Here is a 16187-nt window from a genome sequence, read left to right as displayed (position 1 = left end):
TTCGCACTCAATCTGTATCGTAGCTATGGTTTCCAAAACATGGCTCAAGCACAACGTCTCGCTGGCTTTAGTCTTAACATACTTAAAGACCTATTTAGAATGAAATAACCCTGCAGGTTAACTAATCTAATAATAGAGGCGATCGCCCGATTTCCACACTACCTGATGCTAGCAAAGTAGATTTACCTCCAGCTAAATCTCGAACTTGCTTAATATTCCAATTAGAAGGCACTTTAAAAGGCAATTTACCTTCTGGGTTCCACACAATCCAGCCTGTGTAATTATTATCTCGCGTAACCTGACAAATCCAGATTTTATTACTATCAGGTTGACAAGATTTCATTGTCGCACCTATCAGCCATTTCTGCACCTCACTATAGGCAATGCTGGCTGGTGTAAGAGTTTTGTTGTCCGCCTGCACCATCTTTAACCAATTTGGATGAATTTGCGTGTTTACATCCCAGGCGTACCAGTAGAAACGACTAATCCCCGATGCCCAATAAATAATATAAGTACGTGCTATAAAACCTCTTGCTTCTTCATCGGTAAACGGCTGTTCGTTAGGAAATTTAGCATAGGCATTTTCTGTGTCCCACAAAGGCTTATGGCTGAGTTTATGCTTAGCCATAACTTGTTGCATTCTCCGAATAGTTTGCACTCGTTCTTCTGGTGCTTTTTCCTTAATAGAATACAAGTGCGGCCCTACTACGTCGGTGTAAGCAGCCGCGCCTTTGGCAAAGTATTGATCCAGCCAATCCACTCCCCCAAGGGAAATCCAGCTTTCATTTCCTGGCAAATCCAAACCTGCGATCGCGCCCGGAGATACGACAATAATATTAGTATCAACTTCTCTGAGAACTTTGTACGCCTCCTGCGCCATTTGTACCATCTTTTCAATTGAGCCACTGTAATCATTTTTATTATTAGTTTCGTTCCAGATTTGATAAGCTCGAATGCGACCTTTGTAGCGAGTCGCAACAGTTCTTACAAAGTTGCGCCAATCCTCCATATCTTTAGGTTCTGAAGCAACTCCGGGGAAATCTTTTCCCCACTCTCCTACCTCATTGGGTCGTGCTGCTGCCCATTTAGGAGTATCGTTAAATACATAAAGAACTTCAACTCCCTGTTGTTCGGCTAAATCAACATATTTATCTAATATCTTAAATTTCCACTCACCTTTGTTTGGCTGGATGAAGAACCACGGCACAAAAACCCGCAAAGCCCCCACATTAACAGCAGGCCAAGGAGTTTTGGTAGGTTCTTGAATGTGCATCCCAAATAGCGTTTTTGGGATTGGCGTAGAGGAAACGGTTGCCGTTGTAGTATTTACTACTTGAGCCGGAGATTTTTTCGGTGCAAATAATGTGGTGCAACCAATTACTGGCAGTGTTAAAACGGTTATTCCTAAGAAGAAAAAATTAGAAATTTTAATAGAAATCATTAGTTTTTTATTCTTACTTATTCTCGTTTACAGTCTCAGACTGGGAACCCCAGAATAGGAGGCTGAGCCTGCCCTTAAAAAAATAGGTGAGGCTCAACCTGGGAAGGAGAACTTCACATCAAGGGTGAATGCAAGCCTGGATTAGTTCTTCTATGCCGTTGACGGGTAAGATTGGTGTACCCAAGTCTTGGGCAAGTTCTTCAACAGTCATATCGTCTAAAAAGCGAGTATCTCCATGCTTGAGCATGACAGAAGGGAGGAGAATGCGATCGCCTAAATCTTTTCCCTTTAACTTCAGCAAATCTTCACCCGTCAACAACCCGGTGACGCTAATTTCTTGTCCCCAGTAATCGCTATGTCTAGCTGCTATATTCACCTGTAGTCCTTCAACTTGATTCAGGCGTTGCACGATAGGTTGAAACGATTTTTCAACGGCATTGCCAACTACCCAAGTTAATTTTTTGGGTGTCTCGATACGTTGCGGTAGCATTTTCTTCGCCGCTTGCTGAAATTCCTTGAGAAACTGGCGAATAGATCCCACACCGTTGCCAATTTGGGGATAATCTTCATAGTGAGATTCGCTTGGCAACTCCTGCCCTGCAATTAAAAACCATTCGTCGGCTAACCAAGCGAAGGTAGAACCCAGCGAGACACGGAATTTGTCTTGCAGTGTCTGGACTTGCGAAATTACTTCAGCGGCTTTTTCGGGCGTTACTGGTATCAGTTCATCTTCTGCTGGACGAAAGCGCGTTAACCCTACTGGCACCACCGCCACAGATGCCACAGTGGGAATTTCCCCCCCGTGGAAAGATGCTAAATCCCCCAGGGTGGTATCCAGATGTGCGCCATCGTTAACGCCTGGACACAGAACTACCTGGGCGTGAATTTGCAAACGCCGTTCTTGGAACCACTGCAATTGTTGTAATATTTGCCCAGCGCGGGGATTTTTTAGCAGACGAGTTCTTACCTCTGGTTCGGTGGCGTGGACGGAAACGTAGAGAGGGGATAGGCGCATTTGCTCAATTCTGTCCCATTCTCGTTGGGTGAGATTGGTTAAGGTGAGGTATGAGCCATAGAGGAAGCTGAGGCGATAATCATCATCTTTTAAATATAGACTTTGGCGTTTACCGGGCGGTTGCTGGTCGATGAAGCAGAAGGGACAGCGGTTATTGCACTGGATTAAGCCATCAAATAGGGCGGTTTCAAATTCTAGCCCTAAGTCGTCGTCGTAGTCTTTTTCAATTTCTACTGAGTGGCTTTTGCCAGTGGTGTCTAAGACTTCCAGTTCCAGCACTTCATCAGCGCACAAAAACTGGTAGTCGATGAGGTCGCGGGGGCGCGAACCGTTGATGGAAACTATGGCATCGCCTGGTTCAAATCCAATTTCGGCGGCGATGGAGTCGGGGAGAACGTTGGTTATTAGGGCTGGACGAATTGATGTCTCGCTCATGATACTGGGAGGAAACGAACCACTTCAGGCAATAGAGGGCGTAGAGGAAAGAGTTATTAAATATTGGGGATGAGTTTGAGATAGATTGCTGCTAGGATTACTACTCCAAATGCTAGCCGATACCAGATAAATAGCCAGGTGCTTTGGGTTTGCAGGAAGCGCAGCAGCCAGGCGATTGCTAAATATGAAAATATTGCTGAACTGATGGTTCCGACTATTAAGGAAATCAGCCCCGCATCCCCCACTCCTTCTTCTAAAAAACCTTTTAACTCTACTAACCCAGCTATGGTAATGGCTGGAATACCTAATAAAAAGGAAAATCTGGCAGCAGTTGCCCGTTCTAATCCCATAAATAACCCTGCGGTGAGGGTGGAACCGGAGCGGGAAACGCCGGGAATTAGCGCCATAGCCTGCGCTAAGCCCATCAAAATACCATCTTTGAGATGGAGTTGCTCAAAGTTGCGCTTTTTCTGTCCTACGCGCTCTGCGATGCCTAGCAAGAGGGACATGACAATTGAGGCGATCGCGATCGCTGTCAAACTCCGCAGGGGTGAGTTGTCAAAGTCGGGAATAAACTTTTTGATCAGTAGTCCAAAAAATACTATCGGTAGCGTTCCCAGAATTATCCCCAGCGCCATGAGGAAGTCGTAGGATTGGTAATCTTTGCTGGCGATCGCTTTGGCTGCACCCGTGATGATTTGCGTGATGTCGCGCCAGAAATACCACAGCACGGCGGCAATACTTCCCAGCTGAATCACCGCTGTAAAAGCAACCCCCGGATCGCCCCATCCCAGCGCTACAGGCACTACTTTCAAATGCGCTGTACTGCTAATTGGCAAGAACTCTGTCATCCCCTGCACAAAGCCTAAAAACGCCGCCTGGACAATATTTACCTGGGATGTGGTACTGGGTGCGGGTACCGATTCTTGCGCCATAGTCAGCGTTTCTAAAGGAAATGCGATCGCACTGCTTAATCCACCTACACCCAAAAGCGCGAACCTCTGACATTTTGATAAAGCCATAGTCTCCTCTATAGTCAATCGCCTACTAATCTACTGTGGGTAATTGCTAATTGGTAACTGCTAATTGCTAATTACTAATTAATCTTCTCCCCCAGTACAACCAGCCCCCTTCTCCCCACCCCTAATTCCCACTTGCTCTTGTCAAGAAAACTAAGTTAATATCTTAAGTATCCCCCCCCTGGGGATATTCAGTGTTATATTGAAAGATGTAAACTTAAGTAAAGAATATTAATAATATCTTGTTTAACAATACCTGGTCTTCCAACCCATCTTCTAACGTTTCTGACACTCTTAGCCAGCCTGGTAAAGTCCTTCTGACTCTTGCTGATTGGGGAATTGGCACCCGTCAAGCTTGGTTGATTTTTGCGGCATCCTCGTTTCTGGTTTCGGTGCCAGTGTTTGTTCAGGCTCCCTTAGTGCGGCTGCTGCCTGGGTTAAGTTTAGTAATGACAATAGGTTGGGTGTGGCTGGGTATTACCCTAATGCGGCGTGACTCAACGAAATTGTGGGGAGACTTGCTGCTGGGGTTCAGCTGGAGTTGGTTAGCTGGATCAATATATTGGGGTTGGTGGCGCTGGGAACCCACAATCCATCTGCCAATAGAGGCAATAGGTTTACCGTTTGCCCTTTGGTGTATAAGTCGGCGTTGGGGAATGGTGGGAAACCTGTTTTATCTCGGCTCGCTGTTCGGTACGGCAGTAACAGATATATACTTCTACATAGCTGGCTTAATTCCACACTGGCGAACCTTGATGCAAGTCGCACCCAGCGAAGCATCACTGGTTTTTCAAACTGCGATCGCTCAAGTCAAAACTCCTTGGGGTGCAGGTTGGGCGATGGTTCTGTTAGGTGTTCTTCTGGGTGTTGGTCTAGTACCCTTGCGATCGCGCCAGCTGCACTGGTGGGCATTTGGTGGAGCAGTATTAAGTACAATTTTGGTAGACAGCCTGTTTTGGTTAGCTGCCTCTATGGCTTAAAAATACCTGCAAGTTGACCAATGCTCAAGCTATGAGTGCAGGGATGTCGAGCTTCGCTCTTGTTCCGCGATCGCACACTCAAGAGGCGGAAGTATGCTAAAAATTAAAAGTTCTAAACGACTTGTCGTCAATATTTTAGCCTGTGGTGACTCTGCGACCCACTCCTTACCTGCTGCTTCGCACCGACTCCGGCAATCGCTATCTCCCGTTGGTGAGTAGTAATTGCTGGACAGTTGGTCGCAGCGACGACAACAATTTTGTGCTGCCGGATCGGTGGATTTCCCGAAATCACGCTATGTTGCAGTGTACCGAAACCGGAGAGTTTTACCTAATCGACTTAGGCAGTCGTAACGGGTCTTTTGTCAATGGGCGACGAGTCAGTATTCCTGTAACATTACGCAATAGCGATCGCCTTACCTTTGGTCAGACGGATCTAGAGTTCCACTGTCCAACGGCAGCCGGCAACAATGAGTCATCGGTGACTGGAGATAAGGATACTCTCACTTCGACTTTGCACGTCCGTCGCCTGATGTCAGTGATGGTAGTAGATATCCGCGACTTCACTGTATTAACCCGACAACTGGATGAAAAGATTTTATCGGCGGTGATTGGCACCTGGTTCCGCCACGCCGGAAATATCATCCGACAGTATGGCAGTTGGGTGGATAAATACATTGGCGATGCAGTTATGGCAATCTGGTTTCATGGTTCCCAAGGCGTCACCCAGGAGGAAATGCTAAATATCTGTAAGGCACTGAGTGACCTCCATAAAATAACTATGGATCTGAGTAATAAATATCCTTTGCCCTTTAATCTGCGAATTGGGGCGGGGATTAATACAGGTTATGCTATGGTCGGTAACACTGGCAGTGGCGATCGCCCCGACTATACCGCAATCGGCGATACCGTGAATGCAGCATTTCGCCTGGAATCTGCCACCAAGGAAATTGGTCTAGATATTGCTATAGGGGAAACAACTCACGAATATCTCTTAACTTTGGCAGGAAAGGATACAGGGTTTAAGCAATATACCGTTAATCTCAAAGGTTATGACGCGCCCACTGTAACTTATGCCGGTTTATACGCTGACCTGGATGCTTTTGTGCAGGTCAATAGTCAGTAGGTAGAAGTTTCACGATTGGCAGACTAAGAACTACAGACTCCTAATTTCTACATCAAAAACTTCCGCAAAGGCTGCTATCACATCCAGGCGCACCTGGTTAAGGTCAATTGTGGGAAGGAACTGCGCTAAACTGCCCACAGGCTTGTCGGCAATGCCACAGGGTACAATGCGCTGGAAGCCGCAGAGGTCGGGACAAACGTTTAAGGCGAAGCCGTGCATGGCGATCCAGCGGCTGACTTTAATGCCAATTGCTGCTACCTTACAGCCTTCCAGCCAAACGCCAGTCATACCGGGAATGCGATCGCCTTTTAACCCATAAACATCCAGAACTCGAATTAATACCTCTTCTAACTGCCGCAGATACCAGTGCAGGTCTTGGCGATAATGTCGCAGATTTAAAATTGGGTAGCCGACTAGCTGACCGGGACAGTGGTATGTCACTTCACCACCTCGTTCCACCCGAAAAACTTCCCAGTCGGTCGCTGCGGGGTCAAATTTGAGAAATTCTAGACTTGCTCCTTGTCCCAGAGTATAAACTGGCGGATGCTCTAGCAAAATCAGCGCATCTTGACAATTTGGGTCCTTGAGGCGTTCTGTAACTAGCGATCGCTGCCATTCCCAAGCATCTGCATAGGGCATCAGCCCTCGGTTGTATATTAAGACTTGCCGCCGGGAATCTAAGGCAAAAATTTCAGACATACTTAAGATTATCGCAAAAATCAACACTAATTTGACTTAAATTTCCTGCATATTTCACCTACCGGGATCAAGAAATGTCAAAAGATGCAAAGGATTTTGAAGAGAAGTCAAAGGCATCTGTTGTGTACATTACAAAGTGCTAATGTTGAAGTTATAAGCAGACAGTGTTGAAACAGGACGCATCTTCAAGACAATCCCAAAGCAAGGCTGAGCAATCGTAGGGTAAAACACGTTAGTTGGACTTGCTTTTCTGGAGATAACTGAACAGGAACATCGACAGTAGTTTTGAGCAATCGGCTTGCTGGTAACACCTCTGGCTCTGGCTCGCTGTTCAAGAACATCCGAGTAACCTTGTAGGTATGGGTAAAACCTCGATATTCCTAAAAGTTTTGCCTCTGTTCAACACTTGTCTACCCAAAAAACGGGCATTTAATAGCTACAGAAGAAAGCGGCAACTGCTATAGCTTTCTAATTTACCAATACGGTACACTATGGAGTATCCGGTATGAAGCTTGTCATCCACGGCAAAAACATTGAAATCACCGATGCGATTCGCGAGTACGTGAATCAAAAGATTGAAAAAGCGGTGAACCACTTTCAGAATTTGACAACAGAAGTAAATGTGCATCTATCAGTAGCCCGCAATCCCCGGATAAATCCCAAACAGGCGGCTGAAGTAACTATTTACGCTAATGGCACAGTGATCCGCGCCGAAGAAAGCAGCGATAACCTATACGCTAGTATTGACTTGGTTGCTGATAAAATTGCTCGAAACCTGCGGAAATATAAAGAAAAACGGCTGGATCAGAAAACCCAAGCTCAGCCTAAAACTGCCGTAGTGGTAGAAGAAGTACCAGTGGCACCGGATCTAATAGGCGATCGCACTCCCGAACTCCCCACAGAAGTTGTGCGTACCAAATATTTTGCCATGCCGCCGATGACTACAGATGAAGCTTTGGAACAATTGCAGCTGGTGGATCACGACTTCTATATGTTTCGCAATGCCGAAACCGGCGAGATTAACGTGATTTATGAACGCAACCACGGTGGTTATGGAGTGATTCTGCCGCGTAACGGCAACGGACACACTAATCACAAAAATGGGAAAACTGCTCACGGCAACAGTGCGACACCAGAGAAGTCCACTGCAAAAGGTTAAGTCAAGTTTCTCGTTTCTAGTCTCTGACTGGGAACGTGCCTAGGGAGGCTCTGCCTCCCCTTCAGGGGCAAGAAAGTATAAAAGTCAGCCTCTAATTTCGCGTTCCCAAACTCCGCCTGGGAACGTGAAATTAGTCATTAGCAGTAATTTTGCCTTGTAGCAGGTAAGTAGTGATTTTTCCTTTACCCTTAACTTGGATCGGTTCCCGTTCCTCAAATAAATATTGCTCCCGCAAGAGTTCGTAGGTGGCTGCTGTCACCTGAATATGACCAGGTAAACCGTGTGATTCCATGCGACGCAATATTCACCGTGTCTCCCCTTTCGTGCCAATCACACCTGCAACCACAGGCCCGGTGTGGATAATCCGCATACTCAAAGCTTGCCCAGTTTCCCGGCTAAATTGAGCGATCGCAGTTTGCATATTGAGTGCCATTTGTGCGATCGCGCTTGCGTGGTTCCCCAGCGGATGAGGAATACCCCCCACCACCATATAAGCGTCTCCAATCGTCTTAATTTTCTCTAAGCCGTGTTGTTCAGCAAGCTGGTCAAACTCCGAGAAAATAACATTAAGTATCTCTACCAGTTCTGTCGGCGAAACTTTAGTTGAAAACTCTGTAAAACCAACCAAATCGGCAAACATAACCGTGACATTGGAAAAGTTTTCCGCAATAGTGTTTTCCTGCCGTTTCAGGCGTTCGGCAATTGGCTGGGGTAAGATATTTAGCAACAGGCGTTCGGTTTGTTCCTGTTGATAGCGTAGTGCTTCTTCTGCGGCTAAACGCTCAGTTATATCTCGAAGAATCGCCCTTGTCGCAACGGTTTTTCCATTTACTAACTTACAGTTTACGCTTCCTTCTAGCGATATTTTTTCGCCATTTTTAGTAATAAATTCGACTTTAATTTGACCAATTTTTTCTCCAGACATCACCCTCTGGAAATTATCCAAACATTGTTCTAAACAATCTGGATGAATAACGTCAAATACCTTCATCTGAGCAATTTCAGCTTCGCTATATCCCAAAGTTTCTCGCCAAGCATGATTAACATACAAAAAATTACCATTTGGAGCGACGCTCTGAATTAAGCCGTTGGCATTTTCAAACAAATCTCGATATCTTGCTTCGCTCTCCTGTTGCGCGGCTTCTGCTCGCTTACTCTGGATAAATTGACCGAGTTGGCTACCAATAGCCATCATCATCTGAAGCAAATCTTCATCGGGCATCTGTTTGTCGCGGCTAAAGAAAGTCATCACCCCAAAAACTTCACCGCCGCTTTGGATAGGAAACCCAAATGCTCCGTGGATTTGGGTACGAGATGCGATATGCGATCGCTCAAATTTAGCATCATTGACCACATCGCTAATCCACAAGGGCGATCGCGATGCCCAAACGCGACCGGGCAAACCTACCCCTGGCGCAAAGGTAATCTTTTTAGTAGACTCTATAAACTCCCCTGCCCTTCAAAGACAGCCATCAGATAATTTTCAGCTCCTATCAGTTCCGGAAATCCCAGGCGGACATCCTTACCCGCTCCGAACTCCTGGGGTTGCTCGGCAAAACGTTGCGCTCCCTCGGATGTCTCTAACACGATCAACTCCCGATCAAGTGTTAGGTACTCCATGCTATGTGTAACCAAAAATTTTTTAAACAGGGAATTCATAATTCAAGGCAAAAGGCTGAAGAGTCATTAGTCATTAGTTCCTAGCTAATAACTTAGAACTCTTGACTATTAACTACTTTTTGTAGCATACATAACGCTCTAAGCTGCTAAGAGCCACAGACGCAGACGCGATCGCGCCCTTGAGTCTTAGCCTGATACAACGCCATATCAGCAGCTTGGATCGTTTCTGATGCCGTCAAACCGTGTTCTGGGAAACAAGCGACCCCCAGCGAGAGGGTGATGGTACCCAAAGGTTGACCGTGATACTTTACCTGAAGTTGCTTAATTTTTTCCCGAAGTTGCTGCGCTCGTTCGAGGACGACATCTAGAGGTGCCTCTGGTAAAATTAGCGTGAACTCCTCGCCCCCATAACGGCAGGCAATATCGCCTTTGCGGATATTTTTTTGTAAAAATAAACCCACTTCCCGCAGCACCGCATCGCCTGCCTCGTGACCATAAGTGTCATTAAATTTCTTAAAGTCGTCAATATCGAGGATGATGATGCCTAGTGGTTGCTGCTTGCACCTGGCGCGATGAATCTCCTGCTCTAGGGATTCTTTCAGGTAACGCCGATTAAAAAGATCCGTAAGCGGATCGCGAATACTCTGATTTTTCAGGATTTCCCGCAATCTTAGGTTCGCCAAAGCAAGAGCAATGTGTTGAGCTACGGTGACAGCCAGCCGTTGTTTGGCTTCGGTTAATCGTTCTTTTTCTAAAGGACTTACATACAACATTCCTATCGCTTCGCCCTGCGCCATCATCGGGATGCAGCCATATTCAGCAGGGGGCAGGTTTGGGTGCAAATGCTTGCAGAGCATACGGTTGTGGGTGTTGGTTAGGAAATGCGATCGCCCCCGCCGCAACGCCCAGCACTCATGAGTTGAGAACAATTTCTGGCTTGTATAAACTTCAGTTCCCGCTTCTTCACCCCAAGTCGCCACCGCCTCAACCAGCTGTTTTGAGGCATGAATCATAAAAACTCCACCCACCGTATCCGGGAAAAGCGGCTCCATCATCTGGACAATGACGGTGTAAGCTTCCTCAACACTCAAACAAGCTTGGAGTAATTCACTTAGTTCGCTAAGTAGGGTAATCTCTCGGTTGCGCTGTTCTAATTCATTAACCCAGATGGTGAGTTTTTCGTTTGCCTGTTGTACGGCTGCTTCTGTTAGCTTGCGCTGGGTGATGTCCCGCCCGATATAAACAAAATCTTGTAAGTCCTCTATGTCAGTCTCAATAGCTGAACAGGAAAATGCTACAACAATGTCTTTACCATTTTTTGTCTTACAAATTACTTCCACATCCTTTAATAATTCACCAGGAGATAAAGGATACAGTAACCGTGCTTTCTCGAAAAAATTATTGTCCGTAATAATCTGACAAATTTGCTTATTAATTAATTCTTTTTCGCTATAACCGAATAAATCTTTCGCAGCTTTATTTATAGCTTTTATCTTTCCTGATGCTGTTGTTACCAACAAAACTTCAGCAATTGACGTAATAATTTTATCTATATAATTTTTAGAACTCGTTAAAGCGCTAACTAAAAGATTGGCTTCGTTTGTTCTCTGCACCAATTTTTGCGTCATGGACATTTTTTCGGTTACATCATCAAAGAAGATAATTAACCAGTCTTCTAAGTCTTCTTCGTTATATTGGTATTTGCTCACAGAAATATCAATATATAGAAGAGAGCCATTATTTGAAGATCGGGCAATACCTTTTAGATCGAAATTCTGCTTTTCTCCTGACAATATTTCGCTGAAAACTTCTTCAAGTCCGATTAATTCCGGGAAACCAAGACGGACATCCTTACCCTTTACTACCTCATCTGGTTGCTCGGCAAACCTATGCACGTTCAAAGATGTATCTAAAATGCTCAATTTCCGATCTAACGCTAAATACTCAATGCGTCGGGGTGCTAAGAGTTTTTTAAAATACGGATTTACCGAACTTGTAAACATAATTACAACTTTTGGTAGTAGTATTACGCAAATCCTGAATTAGCAAGAAACAAAAGGAGACTTTATTTATCCTCGTTCCTGGGCTGCGGTCTAGGAATACCACGTAAGGCGACTATCTCACCTCTTTCTGGGTAATTCTTGCTATTAGGTGGAGGCAACAGCCTCTAAAACTTGCGTTCCCATTGGGCAGCCCAGGAACGAGAAGAATATGAGGCTGAGACTCTTAAGGAGAAATAGTTACAGAAATTCTGGAGTAGCCATGACTATTCTATAATTTTGTAAGCTATATTTTTAAAAATTTCATCGACGGCTTGACCTGTTTTAGCCGAAGTCGGCTGGATTGATAATACTTGAGCCTGCTGGTAATTGTTACTCATTTGAAGCAATTTTGCCAGTTTTTCTTCATCAGCTAAGTCGGATTTATTCAAGGCAATGATGATAAATCCCTTGGGATTGACTGACAAAAATAGATTTAGATGATCCGCAAGATGCTCGATGGTTTCCTGACGGCTGACATCGCCAACGAGTATGGCAGCGCTGGCTCCTTGCAGGTAAGTAGGCGCGATCGCTTTAAATTTGGTACTACCTTCTAAATCCCAAATTAGCAGATTTACGCTCAACTTTTCGTGTTGTTTTACCTGTTCTAATTCCACGGTTTTGCGAGAAATTTTGACTCCCACAGTTGAAAGATACTTATCACTGAACTGACGATCTACAAAGCGGCGAATTAAGCTGGTTTTACCCACGCCAAAGTCACCAACTAAGCAGATTTTTTTGGATATACTTGACATATTTATTTACGTTGGACAACTGGTGTCACTAGCTCAAATTCGACGCACCTACTTAACCATAGGGGTTGGTCAGCATCTACATCTAAGGGGTGGTTTGTCATTCCTGCAACTCGCAATCGTCGAGGAGCAACGCCTTGCTCTATTAAGGCATCTCGCACCGTCTTAGCTCGCTCAAGTGCCAAGCGCCGAGCTCGGTTTGGGTTGTTGCTGGCATCACCGTGGCCTACTATCATAAGATGCTTTTCTGAATACTGACTTAAGAATGCCCGGATTGGTAAAATTTTGTTTTTTATATCTTTAAATTTGAGCTTTTGTGTACCGCGACTAAAGTACATTCGGGTAGCGATCGCACTTGGCTGTATTTCTACAGTGTTGGTGACAGACTCAATTCCCGGAATTCTTCCGAATGCCAGAGTGATTTTCTGGGCATCTGTCGCTTGCAAAGCAGTTCCCTGGACTGTGACTTTACCAGAATTATATTTAGCAGGAATGAAAACGCCGTCCATCTGATTGAGGATTGATGCCACTCGCTTTACCTTAGCTGCTGCTAACACCGGATTGGGGGGCGTATTGATAGCGATGATGTTATTGTTTAACTTCAGAGTTTCAGAGTTGGGTAAGTATCTTGGGCAATTTGTGCCGCTTTTTGACGTAAATACTCGTTAGGCACTTTTCCAGCAAGCTTCAGGATTTCGGCATCGGCATCGACTGTAAGACGATAAACTGCTAACTCTGGATTAGAGGCTAAGGCGAGGGCGGTATTTTGCTCAATGGCGCGATCGCTTCTGTGGCGATACTGATAAATTCCCCAAGGCAATAAGATGAAACTCAGTAGCATTGAGCCGAGTATTAGCAGCGTAGGTGGTTTAGCAGCTTTCTTTTTATTTGACTTTGTGCAGCTGTCTCTAAAGTCTTCTAATATATGGTTTACCTGCTCCGGGATGGTGGCGGTATCTCCATTAAACATCTCGATGGGTTTACCATATTTTTGAATGATTCTGCTGAGGATACTCCGGATTCTCAACATTAACCAGTATCGGCGCGATCGCCTCAACAACTTCTTCCTTTGACTGCTCAATCTTGAGAATCAAAATCTCTGTAATTAAAGGCAAAAGTAAATCTATTAACTCCGTCGGCTCGTAAATCTGATTCTCTAGAACTTTCAGTTTTTGTTCAATCTTTACTATCAAGTGCCGCTATTCACCCATGCTAATATCGACCAGAAGATTTTCCAAGCGAGCCAGGGAATCCTCTGGTGCATCGACATCATCTAAATTCTGCTGAGATGTGTTCGACACTTGGCTATATTTTTTGGCTTTATCTTCACTTAAAATCAACGCATTCTGCACTTTTTTAATAGGTTCACCCGCAGCCCCTACCTCAGTAGATGGTAGTAACTCTACAGGAGATTTTTTGGCTTGATTTTCTAAGAGTGGCGCTGGAAAAATTAAGTTTTTAAATTGCGAAAAACTTGTAGCTACATCACGTGGAATATCTAACTCATCTTCCTCAGATGAAATCGAATCTATCTCGTTCCCAGTTCCAGCCTGGGAACGAAAATTAGGAGGCTCTACCTCCCCTGCTCGATAATGGTGCTTGTCAGATGTACTGTTGGCGATTGTCCTGAAACCTTAGGTACAGTAACTACCTCGAAATTCTGCTCCGATAAAAGTGAATTTTTAGGCAGATTTTCGGCTTTATTTTCAAGCTGTTGGGGTGTTTCTGACAAACTTTTCAACCCCTGAAGTAGAGGCGGTACTTCAGGGGTTGAAAAGTTTGATTCTTTTCTATCTACCTTAGGAGGGTTGAAAAGCTCTAAGTCAGTTAATAACTTCACCAACCCTTCTAGTGGAGCAAAATCTTCAGCTTGATTTTTTTTGGATAAAGTCACGTACTGCCATCCGTCACTCTAATTTTTAACTAATAAAGCTAAAAAATCAAGCAATACACCTTAATTTCGCGCCGGAATTTAATTTTATCTAATGATTTCCTGACTCTGGTAACAAAAGCTCAGCAGTTACACTTGTGGCACTGGCGTCTGATAAATCAGACACTAAGTTAGACCCTTTTAGCCTCATGCCAAACTCAAACATTATTTCTGCCATATCATCCTTAGAAAGTTTGACATCAGTCATTGAAGAAAAGCGTTTTTCCATTTCTTCAAAAACTTGTTTTTTCAGACTTCGGATATCTTCTTGGAGCTTCTCTCTGGTTTGAGATACATCTTGTCGAATCGCATTTGTCTGGGTATCGACAACATCATCCAAGGTTCGCCATGTGCTAGAAATGCTTTGGCTGGTGCGGTCAATATGTTGACGCAGATCCGCACTATCTTTTTGGGTATTTAAGCTTAAAGTTTTGATTTTTTTATCCAGAGAATCAACTGCTATTTGCAGCTCAAGGGAAAGAGCATCTTTTATCCGATCAATGCGCTGATTGATTTCTTGATCTAGGTTGGATAATTCCGACTCTAAATGCTCGAAGCGCTTGCTATAGTCTCGAACATGAGAGCCAAAAAGAATGTCGCGAATCTGATCTATGTTTCCCAGTCTTTCACGCATTTCATCTTTGGTAGTTTCATTCATAATTAGACCTTCTTATTGGGAAAACTGCCTATTGTTCATTTAATCAGACTATGGGCTATCCAGCATCAATTCAGGAAGAAAAACATATCCAAAAATTCAGCCTATATTTTAGTTTCACGTCAGGTTTAAGCGGAGAAACCTTTAGTCTTCGTTATCAGTATCTTTAACATCAGTGCTAAGGTTTTCTGAATTCAGAATTCTACTTAACAAAGAAGCAATCAGATATCAGCTTACTGTAGCCTACCGTCACGAGCGATCGCATCTTCGGTACCATCACCCTTGCTCACTTTCGCGCCAACAATGCGATCGTTGGATTAGCACCCAATAGCAAACTCTCAAGCCCCTGCGATGCGTCTGGTTTGTGACATACATGAGCATCAATAAACAAACCAATCGTTTCACCCACTAGAGAACGTATTGCCTCTTCCGGTTGAGTAGCTGGTAAGTCAAAAGGTGAAGCAGTGGTAATATCTGGCGGATAAGCAATGGAAAAGTGATTTGCCCCTTCCAGAATTAGCAGATAGGTGTCATCTCGCCCGCCGGTTATTGCCTCGTGGAAGGTGCGGACAACTGCTGTAGTCGCGTTGCTACTGAGTCCATACTGTCCACTGCTGGTGGCAATTACCCCGTCCTTGGTGCCACCTATGAGCAACAGGGGCAGCGATGAGGGCAACGGCAATATCGTTTCTGGTGCAAATCCTACCATTATCGGGGCGGCATTGTGAGCGCCGTAGGCAAAAGCCGCCGCGACTTGTGGAAAAAAGCGCGGTTCGGCATTTTCAAGCGCAATTCTGCCACCTGCGGAGTGTCCGCCCAAAATAATTTGTTGTAAGTTCAGCATTCCCGCCAGCACTCCCTCCGACTGGAGGCTTTCGAGTTCGCCTAGTAGTGTTGGTAAAGCCGAAGCAGTGGAGCCAGTGCCGTATTTATCGGGTTTCCACATTGCGATGTCAACACCTGGAGTGAGGCTGAATATCCCTGGTAAATTTTCGGCAACCCAGTCAAATGTCACTACCACCATTCCCCGCTGGGCAAGTTGAACTGCTAGCCACTGGTACATTTGGCTCGTGCAGTTAATCCCGCTAAAGAAAATTACCACCGGAAACGGAGCTTTGTCTGCGTCTGCTGGCACAATGCCTTGAGCTAGTTGCTGTTGGCTTCCCGACATCTTGGCGGGATATAGTACCTTGAGATGAATTGTGTCGTAGGGCGGTTTGGCATTCTCAACTTTAGCGGCTCGGAAAAAAGCGCGAATCATGCCAGAATTCCTAAATTCAGACTTTTTTAATCATAAGCCTAGACAGTTGGAGTTATAGA

The 16187-nt window shown here is 44.9% G+C and carries 18 protein-coding genes and 1 pseudogene; 3 read left to right on the top strand and 16 right to left on the bottom strand.

The genetic code is table 11. The features are described from left to right. Positions 1–121: 121 nt before the first annotated feature. The 3 genes from H6F63_RS09855 to H6F63_RS09845 all read right to left on the bottom strand — a co-directional run bounded on the left by H6F63_RS09855 (position 122) and on the right by H6F63_RS09845 (position 3913). Positions 122–1441, bottom strand: coding sequence for a glycosyl hydrolase (locus H6F63_RS09855; protein ID WP_190636876.1), 1320 nt, complete (start codon positions 1439–1441; stop codon positions 122–124). Between the two features lie 118 nt (positions 1442–1559). Beyond that, a complete protein-coding gene (locus H6F63_RS09850) occupies positions 1560–2891 on the bottom strand; it encodes a TIGR03279 family radical SAM protein (RefSeq protein ID WP_190636874.1) in 1332 nt (443 codons plus the stop codon). A 56-nt stretch (positions 2892–2947) separates the two neighbouring features. Then, positions 2948–3913 carry an undecaprenyl-diphosphate phosphatase gene (locus tag H6F63_RS09845; protein ID WP_190636872.1) on the bottom strand — a complete coding sequence of 322 codons (966 nt, stop codon included), beginning with the start codon at positions 3911–3913 and terminating at the stop codon, positions 2948–2950. 335 nt (positions 3914–4248) lie between these two features. On the opposite strand from H6F63_RS09845, the gene H6F63_RS09840 reads away from it, so the two are divergent. Next, entirely contained in the window at positions 4249–4890 is a 642-nt protein-coding gene (locus H6F63_RS09840) for a DUF3120 domain-containing protein (RefSeq protein ID WP_347269410.1), read from the top strand. A gap of 142 nt (positions 4891–5032) precedes the next feature. Beyond that, entirely contained in the window at positions 5033–6013 is a 981-nt protein-coding gene (locus H6F63_RS09835; protein ID WP_190636871.1) for an FHA domain-containing protein, read from the top strand. Between the two features lie 30 nt (positions 6014–6043). Here H6F63_RS09835 and lipB read toward each other — a convergent pair whose 3' ends face one another. After that, positions 6044–6712 (bottom strand): lipoyl(octanoyl) transferase LipB, encoded by a 669-nt coding sequence (lipB, locus tag H6F63_RS09830; protein WP_190636869.1) that lies wholly within the window; start codon positions 6710–6712, stop codon positions 6044–6046. Positions 6713–6897: 185 nt separating this feature from the next. Beyond that, complete coding sequence (locus H6F63_RS09825; protein WP_190636866.1) at positions 6898–7053, bottom strand: hypothetical protein; 156 nt, start codon at positions 7051–7053, stop codon at positions 6898–6900. 164 nt (positions 7054–7217) lie between these two features. On the opposite strand from H6F63_RS09825, the gene raiA reads away from it, so the two are divergent. Then, positions 7218–7871: a ribosome-associated translation inhibitor RaiA gene (gene raiA, locus H6F63_RS09820; RefSeq protein ID WP_190636865.1), complete on the top strand. Its 654-nt coding sequence runs from the start codon at positions 7218–7220 to the stop codon at positions 7869–7871. Between the two features lie 130 nt (positions 7872–8001). Here the strand turns inward: raiA and H6F63_RS09815 are convergent. From H6F63_RS09815 to H6F63_RS09765, 11 genes and pseudogenes are all read right to left on the bottom strand, one after another. Further along, positions 8002–9297, bottom strand: a pseudogene (locus H6F63_RS09815) (adenylate/guanylate cyclase domain-containing protein). A gap of 14 nt (positions 9298–9311) precedes the next feature. Continuing rightward, positions 9312–9458, bottom strand: a complete 147-nt coding sequence (locus H6F63_RS09810) for a hypothetical protein (RefSeq protein ID WP_190636863.1) — start codon at positions 9456–9458, stop codon at positions 9312–9314. A gap of 179 nt (positions 9459–9637) precedes the next feature. Next, positions 9638–11494: a diguanylate cyclase gene (locus tag H6F63_RS29330; protein ID WP_199297903.1), complete on the bottom strand. Its 1857-nt coding sequence runs from the start codon at positions 11492–11494 to the stop codon at positions 9638–9640. 263 nt (positions 11495–11757) lie between these two features. After that, positions 11758–12285 carry a Rab family GTPase gene (locus H6F63_RS09800; RefSeq protein ID WP_190636861.1) on the bottom strand — a complete coding sequence of 176 codons (528 nt, stop codon included), beginning with the start codon at positions 12283–12285 and terminating at the stop codon, positions 11758–11760. A gap of 2 nt (positions 12286–12287) precedes the next feature. Then, on the bottom strand, positions 12288–12812 hold the full coding sequence (locus tag H6F63_RS30930; RefSeq protein WP_190636859.1) for an OmpA family protein: 525 nt from the start codon (positions 12810–12812) through the stop codon (positions 12288–12290). A 71-nt stretch (positions 12813–12883) separates the two neighbouring features. Further along, complete coding sequence (locus H6F63_RS09790) at positions 12884–13252, bottom strand: BON domain-containing protein (protein ID WP_190636857.1); 369 nt, start codon at positions 13250–13252, stop codon at positions 12884–12886. A 10-nt stretch (positions 13253–13262) separates the two neighbouring features. Further along, positions 13263–13475 carry a hypothetical protein gene (locus tag H6F63_RS09785; RefSeq protein WP_190636855.1) on the bottom strand — a complete coding sequence of 71 codons (213 nt, stop codon included), beginning with the start codon at positions 13473–13475 and terminating at the stop codon, positions 13263–13265. 6 nt (positions 13476–13481) lie between these two features. Next, the gene (locus H6F63_RS09780; RefSeq protein ID WP_190636853.1) at positions 13482–13634 is read right to left on the bottom strand and encodes a hypothetical protein; all 153 of its coding nucleotides are present in this window, start codon (positions 13632–13634) and stop codon (positions 13482–13484) included. A 221-nt stretch (positions 13635–13855) separates the two neighbouring features. Beyond that, complete coding sequence (locus H6F63_RS09775) at positions 13856–14176, bottom strand: hypothetical protein (RefSeq protein WP_190636851.1); 321 nt, start codon at positions 14174–14176, stop codon at positions 13856–13858. Between the two features lie 88 nt (positions 14177–14264). After that, positions 14265–14870: a hypothetical protein gene (locus H6F63_RS09770; RefSeq protein WP_190636848.1), complete on the bottom strand. Its 606-nt coding sequence runs from the start codon at positions 14868–14870 to the stop codon at positions 14265–14267. A gap of 283 nt (positions 14871–15153) precedes the next feature. Further along, a complete protein-coding gene (locus H6F63_RS09765; RefSeq protein WP_190636846.1) occupies positions 15154–16128 on the bottom strand; it encodes a dienelactone hydrolase in 975 nt (324 codons plus the stop codon). Positions 16129–16187 lie beyond the last annotated feature (59 nt).

It is taken from the genome of Trichocoleus sp. FACHB-40 (assembly GCF_014695915.1).
GTDB classification, from domain to species: domain Bacteria; phylum Cyanobacteriota; class Cyanobacteriia; order Cyanobacteriales; family FACHB-T130; genus Funiculus; species Funiculus sociatus.
This window is presented reverse-complemented; position numbering and strand designations above follow the sequence as displayed.